10 protein-coding genes are annotated in these 19,515 nt (G+C 72.2%); 5 read left to right on the top strand and 5 right to left on the bottom strand.

Annotated features, from left to right (window positions below):
• The first annotated feature begins 140 nt into the window (after positions 1-140).
• Positions 141-656: a GNAT family N-acetyltransferase gene (locus tag ACWDUZ_RS17620; protein ID WP_451632708.1), complete on the top strand. Its 516-nt coding sequence runs from the start codon at positions 141-143 to the stop codon at positions 654-656.
• 128 nt (positions 657-784) lie between these two features.
• On the opposite strand, the gene nudC is transcribed toward ACWDUZ_RS17620, so the two are convergent.
• The 5 genes from nudC to ACWDUZ_RS17595 form a co-directional block, all read right to left on the bottom strand.
• On the bottom strand, positions 785-1,729 hold the full coding sequence (gene nudC / locus ACWDUZ_RS17615) for an NAD(+) diphosphatase (protein ID WP_451632707.1): 945 nt from the start codon (positions 1,727-1,729) through the stop codon (positions 785-787).
• A gap of 154 nt (positions 1,730-1,883) precedes the next feature.
• Complete coding sequence (locus ACWDUZ_RS17610; protein ID WP_451632706.1) at positions 1,884-3,287, bottom strand: dipeptidase; 1,404 nt, start codon at positions 3,285-3,287, stop codon at positions 1,884-1,886.
• A 10-nt stretch (positions 3,288-3,297) separates the two neighbouring features.
• A complete protein-coding gene (locus ACWDUZ_RS17605; protein ID WP_451632705.1) occupies positions 3,298-6,897 on the bottom strand; it encodes an ATP-dependent helicase in 3,600 nt (1,199 codons plus the stop codon).
• Between the two features lie 101 nt (positions 6,898-6,998).
• Positions 6,999-10,508, bottom strand: a complete 3,510-nt coding sequence (locus tag ACWDUZ_RS17600) for a UvrD-helicase domain-containing protein (protein ID WP_451632704.1) — start codon at positions 10,506-10,508, stop codon at positions 6,999-7,001.
• A 314-nt stretch (positions 10,509-10,822) separates the two neighbouring features.
• Entirely contained in the window at positions 10,823-11,215 is a 393-nt protein-coding gene (locus ACWDUZ_RS17595; RefSeq protein ID WP_451632703.1) for an MGMT family protein, read from the bottom strand.
• A 186-nt stretch (positions 11,216-11,401) separates the two neighbouring features.
• Between ACWDUZ_RS17595 and ACWDUZ_RS17590 the strand changes: the two genes are divergently transcribed.
• The 4 genes from ACWDUZ_RS17590 to ACWDUZ_RS17575 all read left to right on the top strand — a co-directional run bounded on the left by ACWDUZ_RS17590 (position 11,402) and on the right by ACWDUZ_RS17575 (position 19,073).
• A complete protein-coding gene (locus ACWDUZ_RS17590) occupies positions 11,402-14,311 on the top strand; it encodes a lysylphosphatidylglycerol synthase domain-containing protein (RefSeq protein ID WP_451632702.1) in 2,910 nt (969 codons plus the stop codon).
• Between the two features lie 160 nt (positions 14,312-14,471).
• Positions 14,472-16,034, top strand: coding sequence for an alpha/beta hydrolase (locus ACWDUZ_RS17585; protein ID WP_451632701.1), 1,563 nt, complete (start codon positions 14,472-14,474; stop codon positions 16,032-16,034).
• A gap of 122 nt (positions 16,035-16,156) precedes the next feature.
• Complete coding sequence (locus ACWDUZ_RS17580; protein WP_451632700.1) at positions 16,157-17,722, top strand: alpha/beta hydrolase; 1,566 nt, start codon at positions 16,157-16,159, stop codon at positions 17,720-17,722.
• Positions 17,723-18,311: 589 nt separating this feature from the next.
• The gene (locus ACWDUZ_RS17575; RefSeq protein ID WP_451632699.1) at positions 18,312-19,073 is read left to right on the top strand and encodes a hypothetical protein; all 762 of its coding nucleotides are present in this window, start codon (positions 18,312-18,314) and stop codon (positions 19,071-19,073) included.
• Positions 19,074-19,515 lie beyond the last annotated feature (442 nt).

Here is a 19,515-nt window from a genome sequence, read left to right as displayed (position 1 = left end):
GGCAGAGACGGGCAGCACCGGCCGATCGCTCACATCCCGCGACTGGAAACGGGCTGTCTCGGACGTCTGGGCGGAGCACGCCCGTGGGCGGCCGACACCACCGATGATGTGACCATGCTCGGTCGACCCAAGGAGGACCAGTGCGGTTGCGCGACGTTGTACCGGACGATGTCGACGCCTACATCCGGATGCGGTGCGATCCGATCATGATGGCCGATCTCGGTGGAGCACTGCCTCGCGAACGAATGCGGGACAAGGTGAGCCGAGACGCCCGTGACGCGGCGGCCGATCTCGCCTGGATCAAGATGATCGTTCCGGACCCGGAAGCTCCCGACGTGGTGGCCGGGTCGGTGACCATCTGGTCCCACGACACCGACGACGGTCCCGTATCGGAGATCGGGTGGATGATCCTTCCTCAGTTCCAGGGACAGGGCATGGGCAAGCGTGCGGCCTACACCCTGCTCGAGCAAGCTCGCGACGACCGCCGCTGGGGCGTCGTCCATGCGTTCCCGGCAACGAGCAACAGGCCCTCGAACGGCATCTGCCGATCTCTGGGCTTCCGGTTCATCGCCGAGCAGAACGTGACCTTCGCCGACCGGGTTCTGCGAAGCAACCACTGGGCGATCGACCCGGCCACCGACCTGGTGTCACCGTGACCGTCCGCCCAGCCGTGCGCAGGTACCGGCCGAGCCCCATCGCTCGGAGAGTCGCATGTCGCCTCGCAGGACCGGATCGATCACCAGGCGGCCCTCGAGTGCCGGGGGCCGCCTTCGGTCGTGGTCCCTCAGACGACACTCCGGGTGGGCAGGGGCTTGCCGTACCAGAGTTCGATCAGCCGGGCCGCGATGGAGATGCCGTACGGGGGCAGAACCTCGCCGGAGTCGAAGGCCGCGCCCAGTTCCTCACGGGAGAACCAGCGGGCCTCGTGGATCTCGTCACCGTCGACGTCGATCACGGTGGAGGTGGCGTGGGCCATGAAGCCCAGCATGAGGCTGGAGGGGAACGGCCAGGGCTGGCTGGCGACGTACTCGACCCGGCCGACGGCGATGCCCACCTCCTCGTGGACCTCGCGGCGCACCGACTGCTCGATGGACTCGCCGGGCTCGACGAAGCCCGCGAGCGTGGAGAAGCGGCCCTCGGGCCAGTGCACCTGGCGGCCGAGGAGGATGCGGTCCTCGTCATCGGTGACGGCCATGATCACCGCCGGGTCGGTGCGCGGGTAGTGCTCGGCGCCGCAGGCGGGGCAGCGGCGGATGTGGCCGGCCGCGGCGATCACGGTGCGCTCGCCGCAGCGGGAGCAGAAGCGGTGCAGTCGCTGCCAGTTCTCCAGGGCCACCGCGTGCACCATCAGGCCCGCGTCGCGGGGCGGAAGCAGCAGCCCGGCCTCACGCAGGCCCGCCGCACGGGCGGACTGGTCCATGCGGCCGGGCAGGGAGTCCTTCTGGAGCGCGAAATAGCTCACGCCCTCCTCGTCGGTGCCGAGGAAATAACGGTGGGCCTCGGTGAGGGGGGCTTCGAAGGACGGGGTCATGACGAGCTCGGTGCGGCCGTCGGGCGTCTCGTCGATGAGCACCTGGCCGCCGGAGACCACGAAGCAGCGGGTGGTGGGGTGGCTCCAAGCCGCGGCGAGCCAGGCCTCGTCGAGCCGGTGGTGCGCGGCCCGGTCGATGCCGTTGGGCGCGGTGAGCGAGATGGGTCGGTCGGCGGTGTGGTCGGTCCAGGTGGTCACGAGTGCTTCCAACTCCCCCGGTGGAACGGTGGTTTAGGCAACGGTTCGGCAGGACGTACGGCGGGAGGCGACCGGGTCCGGCGGTGCCTGGAGGTGCCGGGCGGCCTCTCCAGTGTCCCCCGCGCGGGAGGGTTCCCCGGACGGCGGCCGCTCGTCAGGGCGCATCGCGCCAGTGCTCGGCGAGGTCGCCCCACAGGTACGCGCTGGTCTCGACGCCCTTGAGCAGAAGGTCGAGCTCGACCTTCTCGTTCGGGGCGTGCCAGCCGTCGGACGGGACGGAGATGCCCAGGAAGAGCACCGGAGCGCCGAGGACCTCCTGGAGGTCGGCGGCCGGTCCGGAGCCGCCCTCGCGGGTGAAGCGGACCGGGGTGCCGAAGGCACGTTCCATGGCACGGGTCACGGACCGCAGCGCCGGATGCTCCAGCGGGGTCAGGCAGGGGCGGGTGGCCGCGCCGAACACGGTCTCGTGCCGGATCCCGTCGGGCACGTGTTCGTCGGCCCAGGCGCGGACGGCCTTCTCGATGTGGTCGGGGTCCTGGCCCGCGACCAGGCGGAACGACAGCTTCACCATCGCCGAGGACGGGATGATCGTCTTGCTGCCGGGGCCCTGGTAGCCGCCGCCGATGCCGTTCACCTCGGCGGTGGGGCGGGCCCAGACGCGCTCCAGCGTGGAGTAGCCCTCTTCGCCGTGGGTGGCGTAGGACTTGGCGGTGCGCAGCCACTGGTGTTCGTCGAAGGGCAGCTCGGCGAAGAGTTCGCGCTCGCGCTCGGTGAGGTCCACGACGCCGTCGTAGAAGCCGGGGACGGCCACGCGCCCGTGGTCGTCGTGCAGGGCCGCGACGAGGCGGGCGACGGCGGTCGCCGGGTTGGGCACGGCGCCGCCGAAGGAGCCGGAGTGGATGTCCTGGTCCGGACCGGACAGCCGGATCTCGCACTCGGCGAGGCCGCGCATGCCGGTGCACACCGTGGGGGTGTCCTCGGACCACATGCCGGTGTCCGAGACGATCACCGCGTCGGCGGCGAGCCGGTCGGCGTGGCGCTCGACCAGCGCCCGGAAGTGCGGGGAGCCGGACTCCTCCTCGCCCTCGATCAGCAGCTTGAGGTGCACGGCCGGAGTCGTGCGGCCGGTGGCGGCGAGGTGGGCGCGGACCCCGAGGGTGTGGAAGAACACCTGGCCCTTGTCGTCGGCGGCCCCGCGCGCGTAGAGGCGGTTTCCGCGGACGACCGGTTCGAAGGGCTCGCTGTCCCAGCCGTCCTCGCGGGCGGCGGGCTGGACGTCGTGGTGGCCGTAGACGAGGACCGTGGGCGCGCCGGGGTCGTCGGAGGGCCATTCGGCGAAGACGGCCGGGGCACCCTCGGTCTGCCAGACCTCGGCGGTGGTGAACCCGGTCTCCATGAGCTTGCCGGCGAGCCAGTCGGCGCTGCGCCGTACGTCGGGCGCGTGGTCGGGCTGGGCCGACACGGAGGGGATGCGCAGCCACTCGACGAGGTCGGCGAGGAAGGTTGTGCGGTGCTGGTCGATGTACGTGCGGACGGCGCTGTCCGGGGTCTGGCTCATGCTCTCGAGCCTATCGGCACGCGGTGACATCCTGTTCGGGCGGTTCGTCACACTGTGGCTCGCCCCGTGGTTCCTCCAGGAGCAGCCGCTCCAGCGCGGCCCGGTCCGGCAGGCCGTCCGGCCGCACCACCTCGCCGGTGCGCACGTACAGGAACGCGGCGCCGACCCGCTCCAGTGGCACGCCGTGCCGCTCCGCCCAGGCCAGCCGGTACACGGCGAGCTGAAGCGGGTCGGCGGTGCGCCCCCGGCCGGTCTTCCAGTCCACGATCTCGTACGTCGCCTCCTCGCCGTCGCCCTCCTGGTAGACGGCGTCGATCCGGCCGCGGACGACGCGGCCGGCGATCTCCAGCTGGAAGGGGGCCTCGACGCTGTGGGGCGTGCGGTGTGCGTACTCGGTGCGTTCGAAGGCCTCCTTGAGGGCTGCCAGGTCGCGTTCGTCGGCGATCTCCGCGTCGGAGCCGGGCAGCTCCTCGGGCTCGAGCATGGGCAGCGCGAGCTCTTCGAAACGGGTCTCGACCCAGGCGTGGAAGCGGGTGCCGCGGCGCGCGGCCGGTTGTGGGGGGCGCGGCATGGGGCGCGCGAGCTCCCGCGCGAACCCGTCCGGGTCGGCGGCCAGACGCAGCAGCTGCGAGGCGGTCAGGGTCGTCGGCAGAGGCACCTCGGTGATGCGCTGCCGGGCGCGCCGGAGCTCCCCGGTGAGCGCGTCGAGGTCGCGGTCCCAGGAGGCGACGAGGCGGCTCTCCTCGGCGGTGAGCGGCGCGGGCCGGGCATCGGGTGCGGGCTCCGCCGGGGCGGTGTGCGCTGCGGGCGCACGCCGGTCGGGTGCGGCGGGGTCCGGTGGAGCGGTGGGCCGCGGGTCCGGTGCCGTGGCCTGGTGCGGGATCGTCGCCTGGCGCTGGGCCGCGGGCTGGTCCGGAACCGTGGGGCGGTCGCTGCTCCAGGAGTCCCAGTCGCCCGGGTCGTCCTCGAAGGGGACGCCCTCGCCGTGGGGCGGTTCGTCGCCGTAGGGCGGTTCGTCGTCCTCCGGAGGCGGGGGCCAGTCCGGGTCGTCCTGGGTCTCGGGGTCGTGCACGGCCGGGCGGGGCCCGTCCGCGCGCGTGGCGAGGTCGTCCAGGTGGGCCAGGACGGTCGCGGCGGCGGCGCGGCGGCGGGTCAGGGCGGCCTCGTCCAGGGGCAGCGGCCAGACCTGGTCGGCAGCGGCCTGCCGAAGGGCCGGGTTCTCCTCGTCCTCGCCGGGCTCCTCCGCCCAGGCTTCGATCTCGCCGTACCCGGCGGTGCAGTGGTCGTACAGGGCCTGGAGGAACTCGGAGGGGCCGCGGGGCTTCTTCTGGCTCGGGCCCCACCAGTGGCCGGAGCCGAGCAGCAGGGAGCGGGGACGGGTGAAGGTGACGTAGCCGAGGCGCAGCTCCTCGGTGTGCTGGTGGTCCTTCATGGCCTCGTGGAAGGCCTTCAGGCCGCGCGCGTCCCAGCCGTCGACGTCAGGGAGGGTGGCGGCGTCGCCGCGCAGGGCGTGCGGCAGGACCTTGCCCTGGCTGGTCCACTTCTCACGGCCCTGGGCGCTGGGGAAGGTGCCGGTGACCAGGCCGGGGACGGCGACGACGTCCCACTCCAGGCCCTTGGACTTGTGCGCGGTGAGCACCTTGACGGTGTTCTCACCGCCGGGCAGTGCGTTGTCCAGGCCCTTCTCGTACTGGGCGGCGGTGCGCAGAAACCCGAGGAAGGCGAGCAGGCTCGCCTGGCTCTCGTTGGCGGCGAAGGAGGCGGCGACGTCCAGGAAGTTCGACAGGGTCTCGCGGCGACGGGCGGCCAGGGCGTGCGGGGACGCGGACAGCTCGACCTCCAGGCCGGTGACGGCCAGGACCCGGTGCAGGACGTCCATGAGCGGGTCGGACAGCGAGCGGCGCAGGTCGCGCAGTTCGGCGGCGAGCCGGGCGAAGCGCACGCGCGCCTCCGGAGAGAACGGCAGCCCGTCGTCGTCTCCTCGGCCGGGCGCGCCGTTCCAGGGCGTCTCCAGGAACGTGTCGAGGGCGTCGGCGAGCGAGACGACCTCGGCCGGGTCGACGCCCTCGACCGCCTCCGCTAGGCGGCGGTCCGGGTCGTCGTCGGCGTCCACGCGCGCGTGCGCCACGAGCAGCCTGGCGCGGCGTCCCAGGAGCGCGAGGTCGCGCGGGCCGATACGCCAGCGCGGGCCGGTCAGCAGCCGCACCAGGGAGGCGTTGGCGCCGGGGTCCTGGAGGACCTCGCAGACGGCGACGAGGTCGGCGACCTCGGGCAGATGCAGCAGCCCGGACAGGCCGACCACCTCGACCGGGACGTCCCGGGCGACCAGGGCGCCCTGGATCTCGGCGAAGTCGGTCGCCGTACGGCACAGGACGGCGATCTCACCGGGTGCCTTCCCCGTCCGCACGAGGTGGGCGATGGAGTCGGCGACCCATTCGATCTCCTCGGCGTGGGTGCGCAGCAGCGCGCACCGCACCAGCCCGTCGCGCTCGGCTCCAGGAGCGGGGCGCAGTGCCTCCACGCCCGCGTGCATGGCACGCAGGGGAGCGGCGAGGCCGTTGGCGAGGTCGAGCAGACGGCCTCCGCTGCGGCGGTTCTCGCTGAGCGCCTGGCGCGTGGCCAGGCGCCCGTCGGCGTGCGCGAAGTGCTCGGGGAAGTCGTCGAGGTTGGCGACGGAGGCGCCGCGCCAGCCGTAGATGGCCTGGCAGGGGTCACCCACCGCGGTCACAGGGTGGCCCGTGCCGCCGCCGAAGAGGCCGGCCAGCAGGATGCGCTGGGCGACCGAGGTGTCCTGGTACTCGTCCAGGAGGACCACCCGGAAGTCCTCGCGCAGGATGCGGCCGACCTCCGGGAGCTGGGCGAGCCTCGCCGCGAGGGCGATCTGGTCGCCGAAGTCGAGCAGGTCCCGCTCACGCTTGACGGTCCGGTAGCGCAGCACCAGCCCGGCCAGCTCGCGGCGGGCGGCGGCGGTCTCGGGGACCTTGCGCAGGTCGGCGTTGGACAGCTTGGCGCCTTCGAGGGTGCGCAGCAGCCCGGCGTCCCAGCTACGGAGGTCCTCGGGTGGCACCAGGTGTTCGGCGAGCTCGGCGTCGAGAGCGAGGAGGTCGCTGACGAGGTCGGGAAAGGAACGGGTCAGCGCCGGGTACGGGCCCGGTGCCTCGCGCAGCACGCGCGCGGCGAGCTGGTAGCGGGTGGCGTCGGCGAGCAGGCGGGTGGTGGGTTCGAGTCCGATGCGCAGGCCGTGGTCGGTCAGCAGGCGCCCGGCGAAGGCGTGGTAGGTGGAGATCACCGGCTCGCCGGGGGGATGGTCCGGGTCGATGACATCCGGGTCGGTGACGCCCGCCTTGATCAGCGCCTTGCGGACGCGCTCGGCGAGCTCTCCGGCGGCCTTGTTGGTGAAGGTCAGACCGAGGACCTGTTCGGGGGCGACCTGGCCGGTGCCGACCAGCCACACCACGCGCGCCGCCATCACGGTCGTCTTCCCGGACCCGGCTCCGGCCACGATCACCTGCGGGGCGGGCGGCGCGGTGATGCAGGCCGTCTGCTCCGGGGTGAACGGAATCCCGAGGAGCTCCTTGAGCTGCTCGGGATCGGTGATACGGGCGGACACGTCGAAGAGGCTAGCGGCGGCCACTGACAACCGGTGCCCGAGTCGGTCTCAGGGGCGGAGAAAGTGCAGGTCACCACGCGTCGTGCAGTACGTCACGTGCGTCACTCGACGATGTGGCGTCCCTCCGGCCGGGCGCTGCACGAGGCCCGGAAGGCGCAGTGGGCGCAGTGCTGGCCGGCGGTGGGAGTGAACCGCTCGTCGAGGACCTTTCCGGCGGCGGTGGCCAGCAACTCGCCGACCCACTCGCCCTCCAGCGGCTCCTGGGACTGCACCTTGGGCAGGCTGTCGCCGCCGTCCCTTCTGGCCGCGCCCTGGCGCAGCTGGACGAGTTCGGCGCCGCCCGGCTCGGGACGTTCGCCGTCGAAGGCGTCGTCGACGGCGCCTTCGCGGACGGCCAGCTGGTAGACGGCGAGCTGCGGGTGGCGTGCCACCTCGGCTCCGGTGGGCGCCTGCTTCCCGGTCTTGAAGTCGACGACGTAGGCACGGCCGTCGCGGTCCGCCTCCACGCGGTCCATGGAGCCGCGGATGCGCACCTGGTAGTCCCCGGCCGCGAGGGTCACGTCGAAGTCGTGCTCGCTGGCCACCGGGGTCCGGCCGGCGCGCTCCAGGACGTGCCAGCGCAGGAAGCGTTCGAGCGCCACGCGCGCGTGCTCCTTCTCCTGGGCCGACTTCCAGGGCGCGTCGAAGGCGAGCGCGTTCCACACCGTGTCCAGGCGCTCCATGAGGACGTCGAGGTCGGCGGGGGTGTGTCCGGAGGCGACCTCGTCGGCCAGGACGTGCACCACGTTGCCGAAGCCCTGGGCGGCGGTCGCCGGGGCGTCGGCCTTGACCTCGCGGCCCAGGAACCATTGCAGGGCACAGGTATTGGCCAGTTGGTCGAGGGCGCTTCCGGACAGCACGACGGGCTGGTCGCGGTCGCGCAGCGGCACCTTGCTCTCGGTCGGCTCGGCCAGGCCCCACCAGCGGTAGGGGTGCGCCGAGGGCACCAGGGGACGGCCCTCGTCGTCGGTGAGCGCCGCGAGCCGGGCCAGCCTGCGCGCGGCCGCCTGCCTCAGGGCGTCGGACGCGTGCGGGTCGACGGTGGTGGCCCGCAGTTCGGCGACCAGTGCCGCCACGGCCAGCGGGCGCCGGGGGCGTCCGGTGACGTCCCTGGGCTCGACGCCGAGTTCGGTGAGGAAGCGTGACGGCTGGTCGCCGTCGTCCGCGGGTGCCTTCACCGCGGTCACGACGAGCCGATCACGCGCGCGCGTGGCGGCCACGTAGAACAGCCGGCGCTCCTCCGCCAGCAGGGCCCCGGGCGTGAGCGGCTCGGCGAGGCCGTCGCGGCCGATCCGGTCGGCCTCCAGCAGCGAGCCCCGGCGGCGCAGGTCCGGCCAGAGGCCCTCCTGGACGCCCGCGACGACGACCAAACGCCACTGAAGGCCCTTGGAGCGGTGGGCCGTCATCAGACGTACGGCGTCGGGACGTACGGAGCGCCGCGTGAGCGTGTCGGCGGCGATGTCCTGGGCGTCTATCTCCTCCAGGAAGTTCAGGGCGCCCCGGCCACCGGTGCGCTCCTCGGCGCGGGCGGCGGTCGCGAACAGCGCGCACACGGCGTCCAGGTCCCGGTCCGCGTTGCGGCCCGCGGCGCCGCCGTGCCGGCTGGTCCGTTCCAGACGCTCGGGCCACGGCGTGCCTTCCCACAGGTCCCACAGCGCCTCCTCGGCGGTGCCGCCGCCCGCCAGGCGCTCCCTGGCCTTCCTGAGCAGCGCGCCGAGGCGCTGAGCGCCGCGCGCGTACGCCGGGTCGTGCGCGACCAGGCGCTCCGGTTCGGCCAGGGCACGCGCCAGCAGTTCGTCCGAGGGCGGCGGCAGCGGGTTGCCCGCGGCCCGTTCCTCCTCGCGCAGCGCACGGCCCAGGCGGCGCAGATCCGCGGCGTCCATTCCGGCGAGCGGCGAGGTGAGGAGGGTGAGAGCGGTTTCGGTGTCCAGCCAGCAGGAGTCCGTCTCCGGTTCCCGCTGACGCCGGTCCGAGTGCGCCGTCCGCTCGGCCTGCTCCGCCTCGGCCGTGTCCTCCTGAGGACGCCACTCGGCCGTGTCCCCCTCAGCCGTGTCCTCCTGAGGTCGCCGGGCCGCCTCAGCCGTGTCCTCCTGAGGACGCCGGGCCTCCTCAGCCGTGCCCTGCTCCGGACGCCGGCCCGCCTCGGCCGTCTCCCCCTCACCCTCGGGACGCCGGGCCGCCTCCGGCGTCGCCACCGCGCGCAGTGCCGTCAGCAGCGGTGCCACCGCCGGTTCGTGGCGCAGCGGCAGGTCGTCGCCGTCGACCTCCAAGGGCACGCCCGCGGCGGTCAGGGCGCGGCGGAGGGTCGGTATGGTGCGGGCGCCGGCGCGCACCAGGACGGCCATCTCGCTCCAGGGGACCCCGTCCTCCAGGTGGGCCCGGCGCAGGATGTCGGCGATGTTGTCCACCTCGGCGCCAGGCGTCGGGTACGTGTGGACCTCGACGCGACCACCCTCCCGTGCCGGGACCAGCTCCCGGTGGGCGCGGACCTTGTCGCCCGGGAGCCGGGTGAGCGGCATGCGCCGGGTCAACAGGCGGGTCGCGACCAGCAGTGCCGCGCCCGAGCGGCGGGACGTGCGCAGCACCGTGACGGGCGCGGGCCGGCCGTCCGCCCGCGGGAAGGTGTGCGGGAAGTCGAGGATGCCGTTGACGTCCGCGCCCCGGAACGCGTAGATCGACTGGTCGGGGTCGCCGAAGGCGAGCAGGGTCCGGCCCCGCCCGGCCAGTGCCCGCAGCAGACGGACCTGGGCCGGATCGGTGTCCTGGTACTCGTCGACATAGACGACGTCGTACTGCGCGGCGAGCCGGCGGGCCACCTCGGGACGGCGGGCGAGGAGCACCGCGCGGTGGACGAGTTCGGCGTAGTCGAGCACGCCCTGGAGGTCCAGGACGTCGAGGTACTCGGCGAGGAAGGTGGCCGCGGCCTGCCAGTCGGGGCGGCCGATACGGCGCGCGAAGGACGCCAGCGCCTCGGGGCCGAGGCCCAGTTCACGGCTGCGGGCGAGGACCGCCCGGACCTCGTCGGCGAAGCCGCGGGTGGTCAGGCAGGCGCGCAGCTCGTCGGGCCAGCGGACGTGCGCGAGCCCCTGACCCTCCAGGTCGACCTGGCCCGCCAGGAGCTCGCGGACGGTCACGTCCTGTTCGGGCCCGGACAGCAGCCGCAGGGGTTCCACGAAAAGGCCGCTGTCCTGGTGGGCGCGGACCAGGGCGTAGCAGAAGGAGTGGAAGGTGGTCGCGCGGGGCGCACGCGCCGCTCCGGTGCGCAGAACCATGCGGTCGCGCAGTTCCATGGCCGCCTTGCGGCTGAACGTCAGCACCAGGATCCGCTCGGGGTCCTGGCCGCGAGCGATCCGAGCGGCCACGGACTCGACCAGGGTGGTCGTCTTGCCGGTGCCCGGGCCGGCGAGGACGAGCAGCGGGCCGGCCTCGTGGTCAACCACAGCACGCTGTGCGGCGTCCAGACGAGGGGGATCCGGCTTGGCCGGCGGGGTACGCACCAGTCGGTAAGCGCCACGGCTCCCCTGTCGCACCTGGGGGTGCGACAGGCGTCTGCTGGAGGAAGAGGAGCTCACGTGGTTCGCCGGTCCTGGTGGGAGTGCTGGGGTCTGTCGCTGCCGGCGCGAGGCGCCGCGGTCGTGGGGGCGGGCCGCCCCCCGTGGAGGGCGGTGGCCGCGGGGTGAGAGGCACACGTTCAGCCGACGCTACGCCGACGCCCGGCGCGGAAGCAGGGCTTCCCCTTCTTCCCTCGGTGCACCGGGGCCCCTGCGGGCACTGCCGTCACCTGTGTCCCTCGATGCACGAACGTACGCCATTGCACGTGCGTGCCCGGATTCGCCCGTACGGGTGGCCGCAGGCTCCCCATCGGCCCGCGGAAAGGCGGAAGCTGTCAGGTGTGACCCTGCTCACGTTCACTGTCGCCACCGTCCCAGCGGGCCCTCCGCATGTCCAGGCGCGGCAGGTGGCCCTCGGCCGCCCTGCTCGCCTCCTTCAGAGGCGTGCCCTCCGTGCGGTAGTGCGCGAGCGCTCGCAGTTCGTGCCCCGGGAGCAGGACGCCGTCGGCGCGCACGACCCGCCACCACGGGACGGCGCCGCCGTAGAGGGCCATCACACGGCCGACCTGGCGGGGGCCCCCTTCCTCCAGCCACTCCGCGACGTCCCCGTACGTCATGACACGGCCCGGCGGGACCAGCTCGGCGACCTCGAGGACCCGCTCCGCGTACTCGGGCAGCGCGTCGCCCCGCCCGGGGCGGCCGTCGTCCGGAAGGCTCACTTCGCTCATCCGTCCCATCCTGCCCCACCCCACCGACAGCGTGACCGGCTCGTGACGCGGTGTGCCCCTCGCTCCCGGGCTGCGCTTGGGGCAGACTGTCGGATCCCGCATATGCACCCTCATGTCCCCGTGTGTCGGTGGGGCATGCCACCATCGTGCGGGCGGTGACCGGTGATACGAGACCAAGAAGAGATGATGAAGCAGCAGGGTGTGCACCCCGACGACGCGGAGGGCACCTCTGGGGCTTCATCGCGCCCGGACACCGAAGGCACGGCCGGCCGGGAAGGCGCGGACACCACGGACACGCGGGCCGGACGGGATCGCGAGGACACCACCGACGCCCGGGCCGTCCGGGGACGCGCGAGCGCCCCTGAGACGGCCGCAACGGCTCGTACGCCCCCGGCGGCTCCCACCTCTCCGGCGGCTACGACGTCTCCGACGACCCCGGCGGAGAAGAAGCCGGACGGAACCGCGGACGTGGCCCACGTCGACGAGCTGGAGGGCGACGAACCGCTGCTCCCCGCGCGCGTGCATCGCCCATCGGACCTGATGCGGCTGCTGGTGGGTGTGCTCGCCATCGTCGTACTGCTCGCGATCGCCGCGTTCGCGCACGGCACCACCTCGGGCCTGGAACAGGACATCAACAAGGGCACCGGGCAGGCGCCCGACCTGCTCATCAAGCTCGCCGGGCTGGGATCCAGCATCGCGATCCTGCTGGTGCCGGTCGCCTTCGCGATCGAACGGCTGATCAAACGGGACGGGCTGCGGATCGCCGACGGCGTACTGGCGGCGGTCCTCGCGCACGGGGTGACCCTGGCCACCGACCTGTGGGTGGCCAAGGGAGCCCCGCACTCCATCCAGGAAGCGCTCACCCAGCCCTCCCCCGGCGACATCCACGCGCTGACCGACCCCGTGCACGGGTACCTCGCGCCCGTCATCGCGTACATGACGGCCGTGGGCATGTCCCGAAGACCACGCTGGCGCTCGGTGCTGTGGATCGTGCTGCTGCTCGACGCGTTCTCGATGCTGGTCACCGGCTACACGACACCGTTCTCGATCATCCTGACCGTGCTGATCGGCTGGTCCATCGCCTACGGCACCCTCTACGCGGTCGGCTCCCCGAACATCCGTCCCACGGGACGGACGCTGATGGCGGGGTTGCGCACGGTCGGCTTCCACCCGGTGAGCGCGGCCCGCGAGGAGGTGCCGGAGACCGCGGACAGCGGCGACCGCGGCCGTCGCTACTTCGTCACCCTGGAGGACGGCCCGCCGCTCGACGTCACCGTCGTCGACCGGGAGCAGCAGGCGCAGGGCTTCTTCTACCGGGTGTGGCGCAATCTCACGATGCGCGGCTTCGCCACCCGCAGCAGCCTGCAGTCCCTGCGCCAGGCCCTGGAGCAGGAGGCGCTGCTCGCGTACGCGGCGATCGCGGCCGGAGCCAACGCCCCCAAGCTGATCGCGACCTCCGAGCTCGGACCCGACGCCGTGATGCTCGTCTACGAGCACACCAGTGGACGCACACTCGACGCGCTCAGCGACGAAGAGATCACCGACGAGCTGCTCCGCCATGCCTGGCACCAGGTGCGGGCGCTGCAGTCCCGGCGCATCGCACACCGCAGGCTCGCGGGCGACGCCATCGTGGTGGATCGTTCCGGCAAGGTGATCCTCACCGATCTGCGCGGTGGTGAGATCGCCGCCGGTGACCTGCTGCTGCGCATGGACATCGCCCAGCTGCTGACGACGCTGGGACTGCGGGTGGGGGCGGAGCGGGCCGTGGCGTCCGCCGTCGGCGTGCTGGGGCCGGACGCGGTCGCCGACTGCCTGCCGATGCTGCAGCCGATCGCGCTGACCCGCTCCACGCGTGCGACGCTGCGCAGGCTGGCCCGGGAGCGGGCGCAGCGGGAGCGCGAGGCGGTCCTGGAGTCGGCCCGGAAGGCCAAGCAGGCCCGGCTGGAGGAGGCCGCCCAGGACACCACCGGAACCGTCACCGGAGTCGTCCTCGAAAAGCCCGACCGCAAGAGCGAGAAGAAGGCCGAGCGGGCCGAGGCGCGGGCGCAGAAGAGGGCCATGGACGAGGCCCTGGAGGAGGCCCGGGAGGAGGACCTGCTCACCCAGATCCGGCACCAGGTGCTGAGGATCAGGCCGCAGGCGCCGGTCGAGCCGGCCCGCCTGGAGCGGGTGCGGCCGCGCACGCTGATCAGTTTCATCGCCGGTGCCATCGGCGCGTACTACCTGCTCACACAGCTCACGCACATCGAGTTCGGCACCCTGTTCGCCAACGCCCAGTGGGGCTGGCTGGCGGCCGCGGTGCTGTTCTCGGCGCTCAGCTACGTGGCGGCGGCCATGGCCCTGCTCGGGTTCGTTCCGGAGCGGGTGCCGTTCCCGCGGACGGTGGCGGCCCAGGTCGCCGGCTCGTTCGTGAAGATCGTGGCCCCGGCGGCGGTCGGCGGTGTGGCGCTCAACACGCGCTTCTTGCAGCGCGCGGGCGTGCGCCCGGGGCTCGCGGTGGCCAGCGTCGGCGCGTCCCAGCTGTTCGGGCTCGGCTGTCACATCCTGATGCTGCTGTCGTTCGGTTATCTGACAGGCACCGAGAAGACGCCGTCCCTGTCGCCGTCGCGGACGGTCATCGCGGGTCTGCTGACGGTCGCCGTGCTGGTGCTCGTGGTCACCTCGGTGCCGTTCCTGCGCAAGTTCGTCCTCACGCGCGTACGGTCGCTCTTCGCGGGTGTGGTGCCCCGCATGCTGGACGTGCTCCAGCGGCCGCAGAAGCTGATCACGGGCATCGGCGGCATGCTGCTGCTGACCGCCTGCTTCGTGATGTGCCTGGACGCCTCCATCCGGGCGTTCGGCGACGAGTCGACCTCACTGAGCATCGCCAGCGTCGCCGTCGTCTTCCTCGCCGGGAACGCACTCGGTTCGGCCGCACCGACCCCCGGCGGCGTGGGCGCCGTCGAGGCGACCCTGACGGTGGGCCTGATCGCCGTGGGGCTGCCCAAGGAGGTGGCCGCTCCCGCGGTACTGATGTTCCGGCTGCTGACGCTGTGGCTGCCGGTACTGCCGGGCTGGCTTGCCTTCAACCATCTGACACGCAAGGGGTCTCTGTAACCCAAGAGCTTCGTGTTGCTCATGGGCTCTTGCGACTCGAGATCGTATGGTGGCTCACGCCCTGTGCACCCGAAGGGCTCTTGTGGCGAGCGGGTCACGGCTTCCTCCGGACGGCCCGTGTCGCGACGCGGAGCGCCGCCCTCGGAGCCAGGATGGAGGCATGCAGAGCCCCCGCGGGCTGCGCGCAGCCGCCCTGACCACCACCGCCGTCCTGCTCTCCGCCCTCGCGGCGGGCTGCGGCGGCGAGACGCCCAAGGACGGCTACGACGGCAGGGACCTCGCGGCCCAGAAGCTTCAGTGGACGGACTGCCCCGCCCCGTCCGCGTCCGAGGGCGGCGACACGGCGCCGCCCTCCCCGCTGCCCGGCGGCGCCAAGTGGGAGTGCGCGACCATGAAGGCCCCCCTGGACTGGGGCAGGCCCATGGGCGACACGATCGACATCGCGCTGATCCGGGCGCGGGCGAGCGGACCCGGCGAGCGCATCGGCTCGCTGATCTTCAACTTCGGCGGTCCGGGTGGATCCGGGGTGAGCGCCCTGCCCTCGTTCGCCCCGGACTACGCCACACTGCGCACCCGCTACGACCTGGTCAGCTTCGACCCGCGCGGGGTGGGCCGCAGCGCGGGCGTGCGCTGCGAGAGCGACGCCCAGCTCGACCGGTTCTTCCAGCAGGACGCGACGCCCGACGACCAGGCCGAGCGGAACACGTACCTGAAGAACATCGAGCAGTTCAACGCGGGCTGCGAGAAGAACTCCGGGGAGATCCTTCCGCATGTGCGCACCACCGACGCGGCCCGCGACATGGACCTCATGCGCCAGGTCCTCGGCGACCGGAAGATGTACTACTTCGGTATCTCCTACGGCACCCAGCTCGGCGGCGTGTACGCCCATCTCTTCCCCGGTCACGTGGGCCGGGCCGTGCTCGACGCGGTCGTCGACCCCACCCAGACTCCCGAGGAGACCTCGCTCGGCCAGGCCCGTGGGTTCCAGCTGGCCATGGACAACTTCGCGCAGGCCTGCGTGTCCGACCCGACCACGGAGTGCCCCATCGGGGACTCCGCGCAGGACGTCGAGAACCGCGTGGCGGCGCTGCTCAAGAAGCTCGACGCCAAGCCGATCCCCGGCATCTCCCCGCGTCAACTGACCGAGAGCGCGGCGACCAACGGCATCGCCCAGGCCCTGTACTCCAAGGATCTGTGGCCACCGCTCATCGAGGGACTGGAGCAGGCCTACGCCGGCGACGGGACGATCCTGATGCTGCTGTCCGACGCGTTGAACGGCCGAAACGAGAACGGGGAGTACAGCAACCTCACCTCCGCGAACGTCGCCATCAACTGCTCCGACGAGAAGCAGCGGTACGACGCGGCCTACGTGCAGCGCAAGCTCCCCGAGTTCCGGGCCGCCTCACCGCTGTTCGGAAACTTCCTGGCCTGGTCCATGCTCACCTGCACCGACTGGCCGGTGCCCGGCGCGGCCGATCACCCCGACGTGAGCGCGCCCGGGTCGGCGCCGATCCTCGTCGTCGGCAACACCGGGGACCCGGCCACCCCGTACGAGGGCGCGAAGAAGATGGCCGACGCGCTGGGCAAGGGCGTCGCCGTCGAGCTGACCTACGAGGGACAGGGGCACGGCGCGTACGACAGCAAGAACAAGTGCGTGCAGAACGCGGTGAACGCCTACCTGCTCGACGGCAAGGTCCCGGCGGACGGGACGGTCTGTTCTTAGCCGTAAAGCCCCAGGTCAGACAGTTATCCACAGGCTCACGCGGATGCGGCGGGGTCCGCCTACCATGGCCTGACGTGCTTGCCCGCGGCCGATCCGCGGGAGTCGGGGAGGGGGGATGCGGCATGTCGCGTCTCATGCGATGGACGGCCGTGGTCGCGACCGTGGTGCTGCTGGCCGGGTGCAGCGGATCGACCGGCTCAGAGGGCGACGCCGACGGGGGCAAGGGGAAGGGGCGCTCCAGCCCGGCGGTCACGGCGCCGGCGTCACCGGACGACGCCGGGTCGTCCCGGCCGCTGCCCACCTCGCTCACCGCGCAGCGGCTCGACTGGGGCCGCTGCAAGGCCGGCTCCGGCTCGCCCCCGCCGGGCGGTGGCTGGCGGTGTGCGACGCTCAGGGCGCCGCTGGACTGGTCCCGGCCGGACGGCGAGACCATCGGCATCGCCCTGATCCGGGCGAAGGCCACCGGTGAGCGCACCGGCTCGCTGCTTTTCAACTTCGGCGGTCCGGGTGGCTCCGGCGTGGCCACGCTGCCGGCGTACGGCTCCGTCGCGAGCACGCTGCGGCAGCGGTACGACCTGGTGAGCTGGGACCCGCGTGGGGTCGGCGCGAGCGAGGGCATCCGCTGCCGCGACGACCGGCGGATCCAGGCCGCCGAGGCGATCGACGCGACCCCGGACACCCCGGCCGAGGAACGGATCTACCTCGAGGACGCGGCCGACTTCGGCAAGGGTTGCGCCGAGACCGCCGGAAAGCTGCTCGGACACGTCTCCACGACCGACACGGCCCGCGACATGGACCTGATCCGGCAGGTTCTCGGTGACCGGACGATGCACTACTTCGGCATCTCCTACGGCACCGAACTCGGCGGTGTTTACGCCCACTTGTTCCCGCGGAACGTGGGGCGGCTGGTACTGGACGCGGTCGTCGACCCGACCGCCGACTCGGTGGGTCACGCCCTGAACCAGACCCTGGGCTTCCAGCGGGCGCTGGACGACTACCTGAAGTCCACCGGCGAGGACCCCACGCGGGGCTCGCGGAGGATCGCCGGCCTGCTGAAGCGACTCGACGCCAAGCCGCTGCCCACCTCGTCGGGACGGAAGCTGACGCAGACACTCGCGCTGACCGGCATCGTCACCCCGCTGTACAGCGAGAAGAGCTGGCCGGCACTGACCGGCGCCCTGAACGCGGCTGAGAAGGGCGACGGCTCCGGCCTGCTGGCCCTGGCCGACGCCTACAACGAACGCGACACCTCGGGCCGCTACGGCACGACGACCCATGCCCAGCGGGTCATATCGTGCCTGGACGACAAGCAGCGGCCGACTCCCGAACAGGCGAGGAAGCTGCTGCCCCGGTTCGAGAAGATCTCGCCCGTCTTCGGCGCGTACATGGCCTGGGACACGGCCGGCTGGTGCCACGACTGGCCGGTGCCCGGACAGTACGACACCCCCCAGGTCAGCGCACCGGGTGCGGCCCCGATCCTGGTGATCGGCAATACCGGGGACCCGGCGACCACCTACGAGGGCGCGAAGAAGATGGCGGACGAACTCGGCAAGGGCGTCGGAGTCGAACTCACCTGGAAGGGCGAGGGCCACGGGGCCTACGGCAGCGGCAGCGACTGCGTGGACTCGACAGTCAACGCCTACCTCCTGCACGGCTCGATACCGGGGAACGGCAAGGTCTGCTCCTGACGCCGGCGGGGCCGCGATCACCTCGTGGCCCCGTAGTCCGGCAGACGGACGGGCCGTGCCCGGCGCACCGTCAGGTCAGTCCACGCGCTCGACGACCTGCGGGTTTCCCGCAACCTCACCCATCCCCCGCCGTGGGGGCCCCGCGCCGGTGAAGCGGTGAGCGACCTGCTGTCGGCCGCCCGCGATGGCCGCTCCACAGCATCGGACTGACGTCGGCCGATGCTCCGCCCAGCAACCGAGCGACGCTCTCAGGCAGTGGGACCGTGGGCGTCCTGGCCCCTCGGCCCGCTGTCACGTACTGACGCGCCGCCACCTTCCCGATGTCTCGGCGCCATAACGGGTGACCATGCGTCAGAAGATCACCTGCAAAGGCTAACTGCCCCTCAAACTCCGGGCTGACAAGCCGTTTTGACGGCCTCTGAGCTCGCACGCAAGGCAGCACAAGGGGCCTCTGCACACCCGATCGGCCTCACGAGGCCGATAATCCGATTTGCTCGATATGACAGCAATAGAGGGTGTTAGTACGTTCAATCACGCACCGGCTGTCATAGCGGGCCTGTCTCTGCTTTCAAGAAGGAGAACAAGCAACATGGTCATGACCCGTTCCCACGCAATCACCACGGCCGTTGTGGCCGCGGCGGCACTGACCGCGACCGGCATCACCTACGCCACCGCCGCCACCGCCCCCCAGGCCAAGGTGGCCCCGGCCGCTCTCCCCGCCCAGGCACCCATGGGCGGAGAGAGCGGCAACACCGGCAAGGGCAACGAAGGCAACGAGCGCGGGGGCAAGGAGTTCAAGGGCGGGCGCCATCACAAGGAGGGCTGGATCCACATCAACGAGCGCAGCTTCTCCAGCCGCCCCGACGGCTGCATCGTCGTCGTCAGCGGCCTGGGCTCCGACAGCTTCAACATCCGCAACGACAGCCGTAACACCGTCGAGTTCTTCCGCGGCGTCACCTGCGACAACGGTGCCCCCATCGCCACCGTCGGCCCGCGAAGCGAAGCGAACAACGTCAGCCCGAACACGGACGAAGATGGGCGTCACGAGAGGGGCGACCGCCACGAGGCCGGCAACCGATCCGAGAGAAGCGACCGCCACGAGGCCGGCAACCGCTCCGAGAGAAGCGACCGCCACGAGGCCGGCAACCGCTCCGAGAGAAGCGACCGCCACGAGGCCGGCAACCGCTCCGAGAGAAGCGACGGCCACAAGAACAGCAAGCGCCACGGAAGGAGCGACCACCACGAGAACAGCAACCGCCACGAGCACGGCGACGTGTGGGGCGGCCTGAAGGTCAAGGACGGAGTCGTCGGCAGCTTCCGCGTCGTCAAGGGTCACGGGGGCGGGTACTGAGCCCGGCAACCGGGTGATGCACGTGCTGGACCGTCCCGGCCCGCCGTAATCAGGCCGGTGCCCTCCGGAAAGGCGCACAACACGGAATCCCGGCCCGCCGTGATCGGGCCGGGATTCTGGTTTGACCACCGGCGACAGAAGCCCACGGCGCCCGAACTGGTCGGGACCGCGGGCTTCTCCTGTCTCGCTGGTCAGCGAGCCTCGCGATCAGTACACCGGCAAGTCAGGCCGCATATGGCGTGACCAGCGGCTTTCCTGCATTCTTATCCCTCCTGGGCCGTCGTGGGGCCGTCATCGGTCTCCGGGGGTTGCGTCCGGAGAAGTGGTGTACGGGTTCACCTGATCCAGGGGTTTGCTCCGGCGTCGGGGTGAGGCCCGCATAGACGAACGGCCACCGGCTGATCTTCGAAGTGTCGAAGCCTCGAAGGAGATCAGCACGATG

It is taken from the genome of Streptomyces sp. NPDC003393 (assembly GCF_053589015.1).
This window is presented reverse-complemented; position numbering and strand designations above follow the sequence as displayed.

Coding starts and splice junctions, on each gene's coding strand:
- ACWDUZ_RS17610 (WP_451632706.1), bottom strand. CDS start 3,287: ATGAGCCAGACCCCGGACAGCGCCGTCCGCACGTACATCGACCAGCAC.
- ACWDUZ_RS17595 (WP_451632703.1), bottom strand. CDS start 11,215: ATGAGCGAAGTGAGCCTTCCGGACGACGGCCGCCCCGGGCGGGGCGAC.
- ACWDUZ_RS17590 (WP_451632702.1), top strand. CDS start 11,402: ATGAAGCAGCAGGGTGTGCACCCCGACGACGCGGAGGGCACCTCTGGG.
- ACWDUZ_RS17585 (WP_451632701.1), top strand. CDS start 14,472: ATGCAGAGCCCCCGCGGGCTGCGCGCAGCCGCCCTGACCACCACCGCC.
- ACWDUZ_RS17580 (WP_451632700.1), top strand. CDS start 16,157: ATGTCGCGTCTCATGCGATGGACGGCCGTGGTCGCGACCGTGGTGCTG.
- ACWDUZ_RS17575 (WP_451632699.1), top strand. CDS start 18,312: ATGGTCATGACCCGTTCCCACGCAATCACCACGGCCGTTGTGGCCGCG.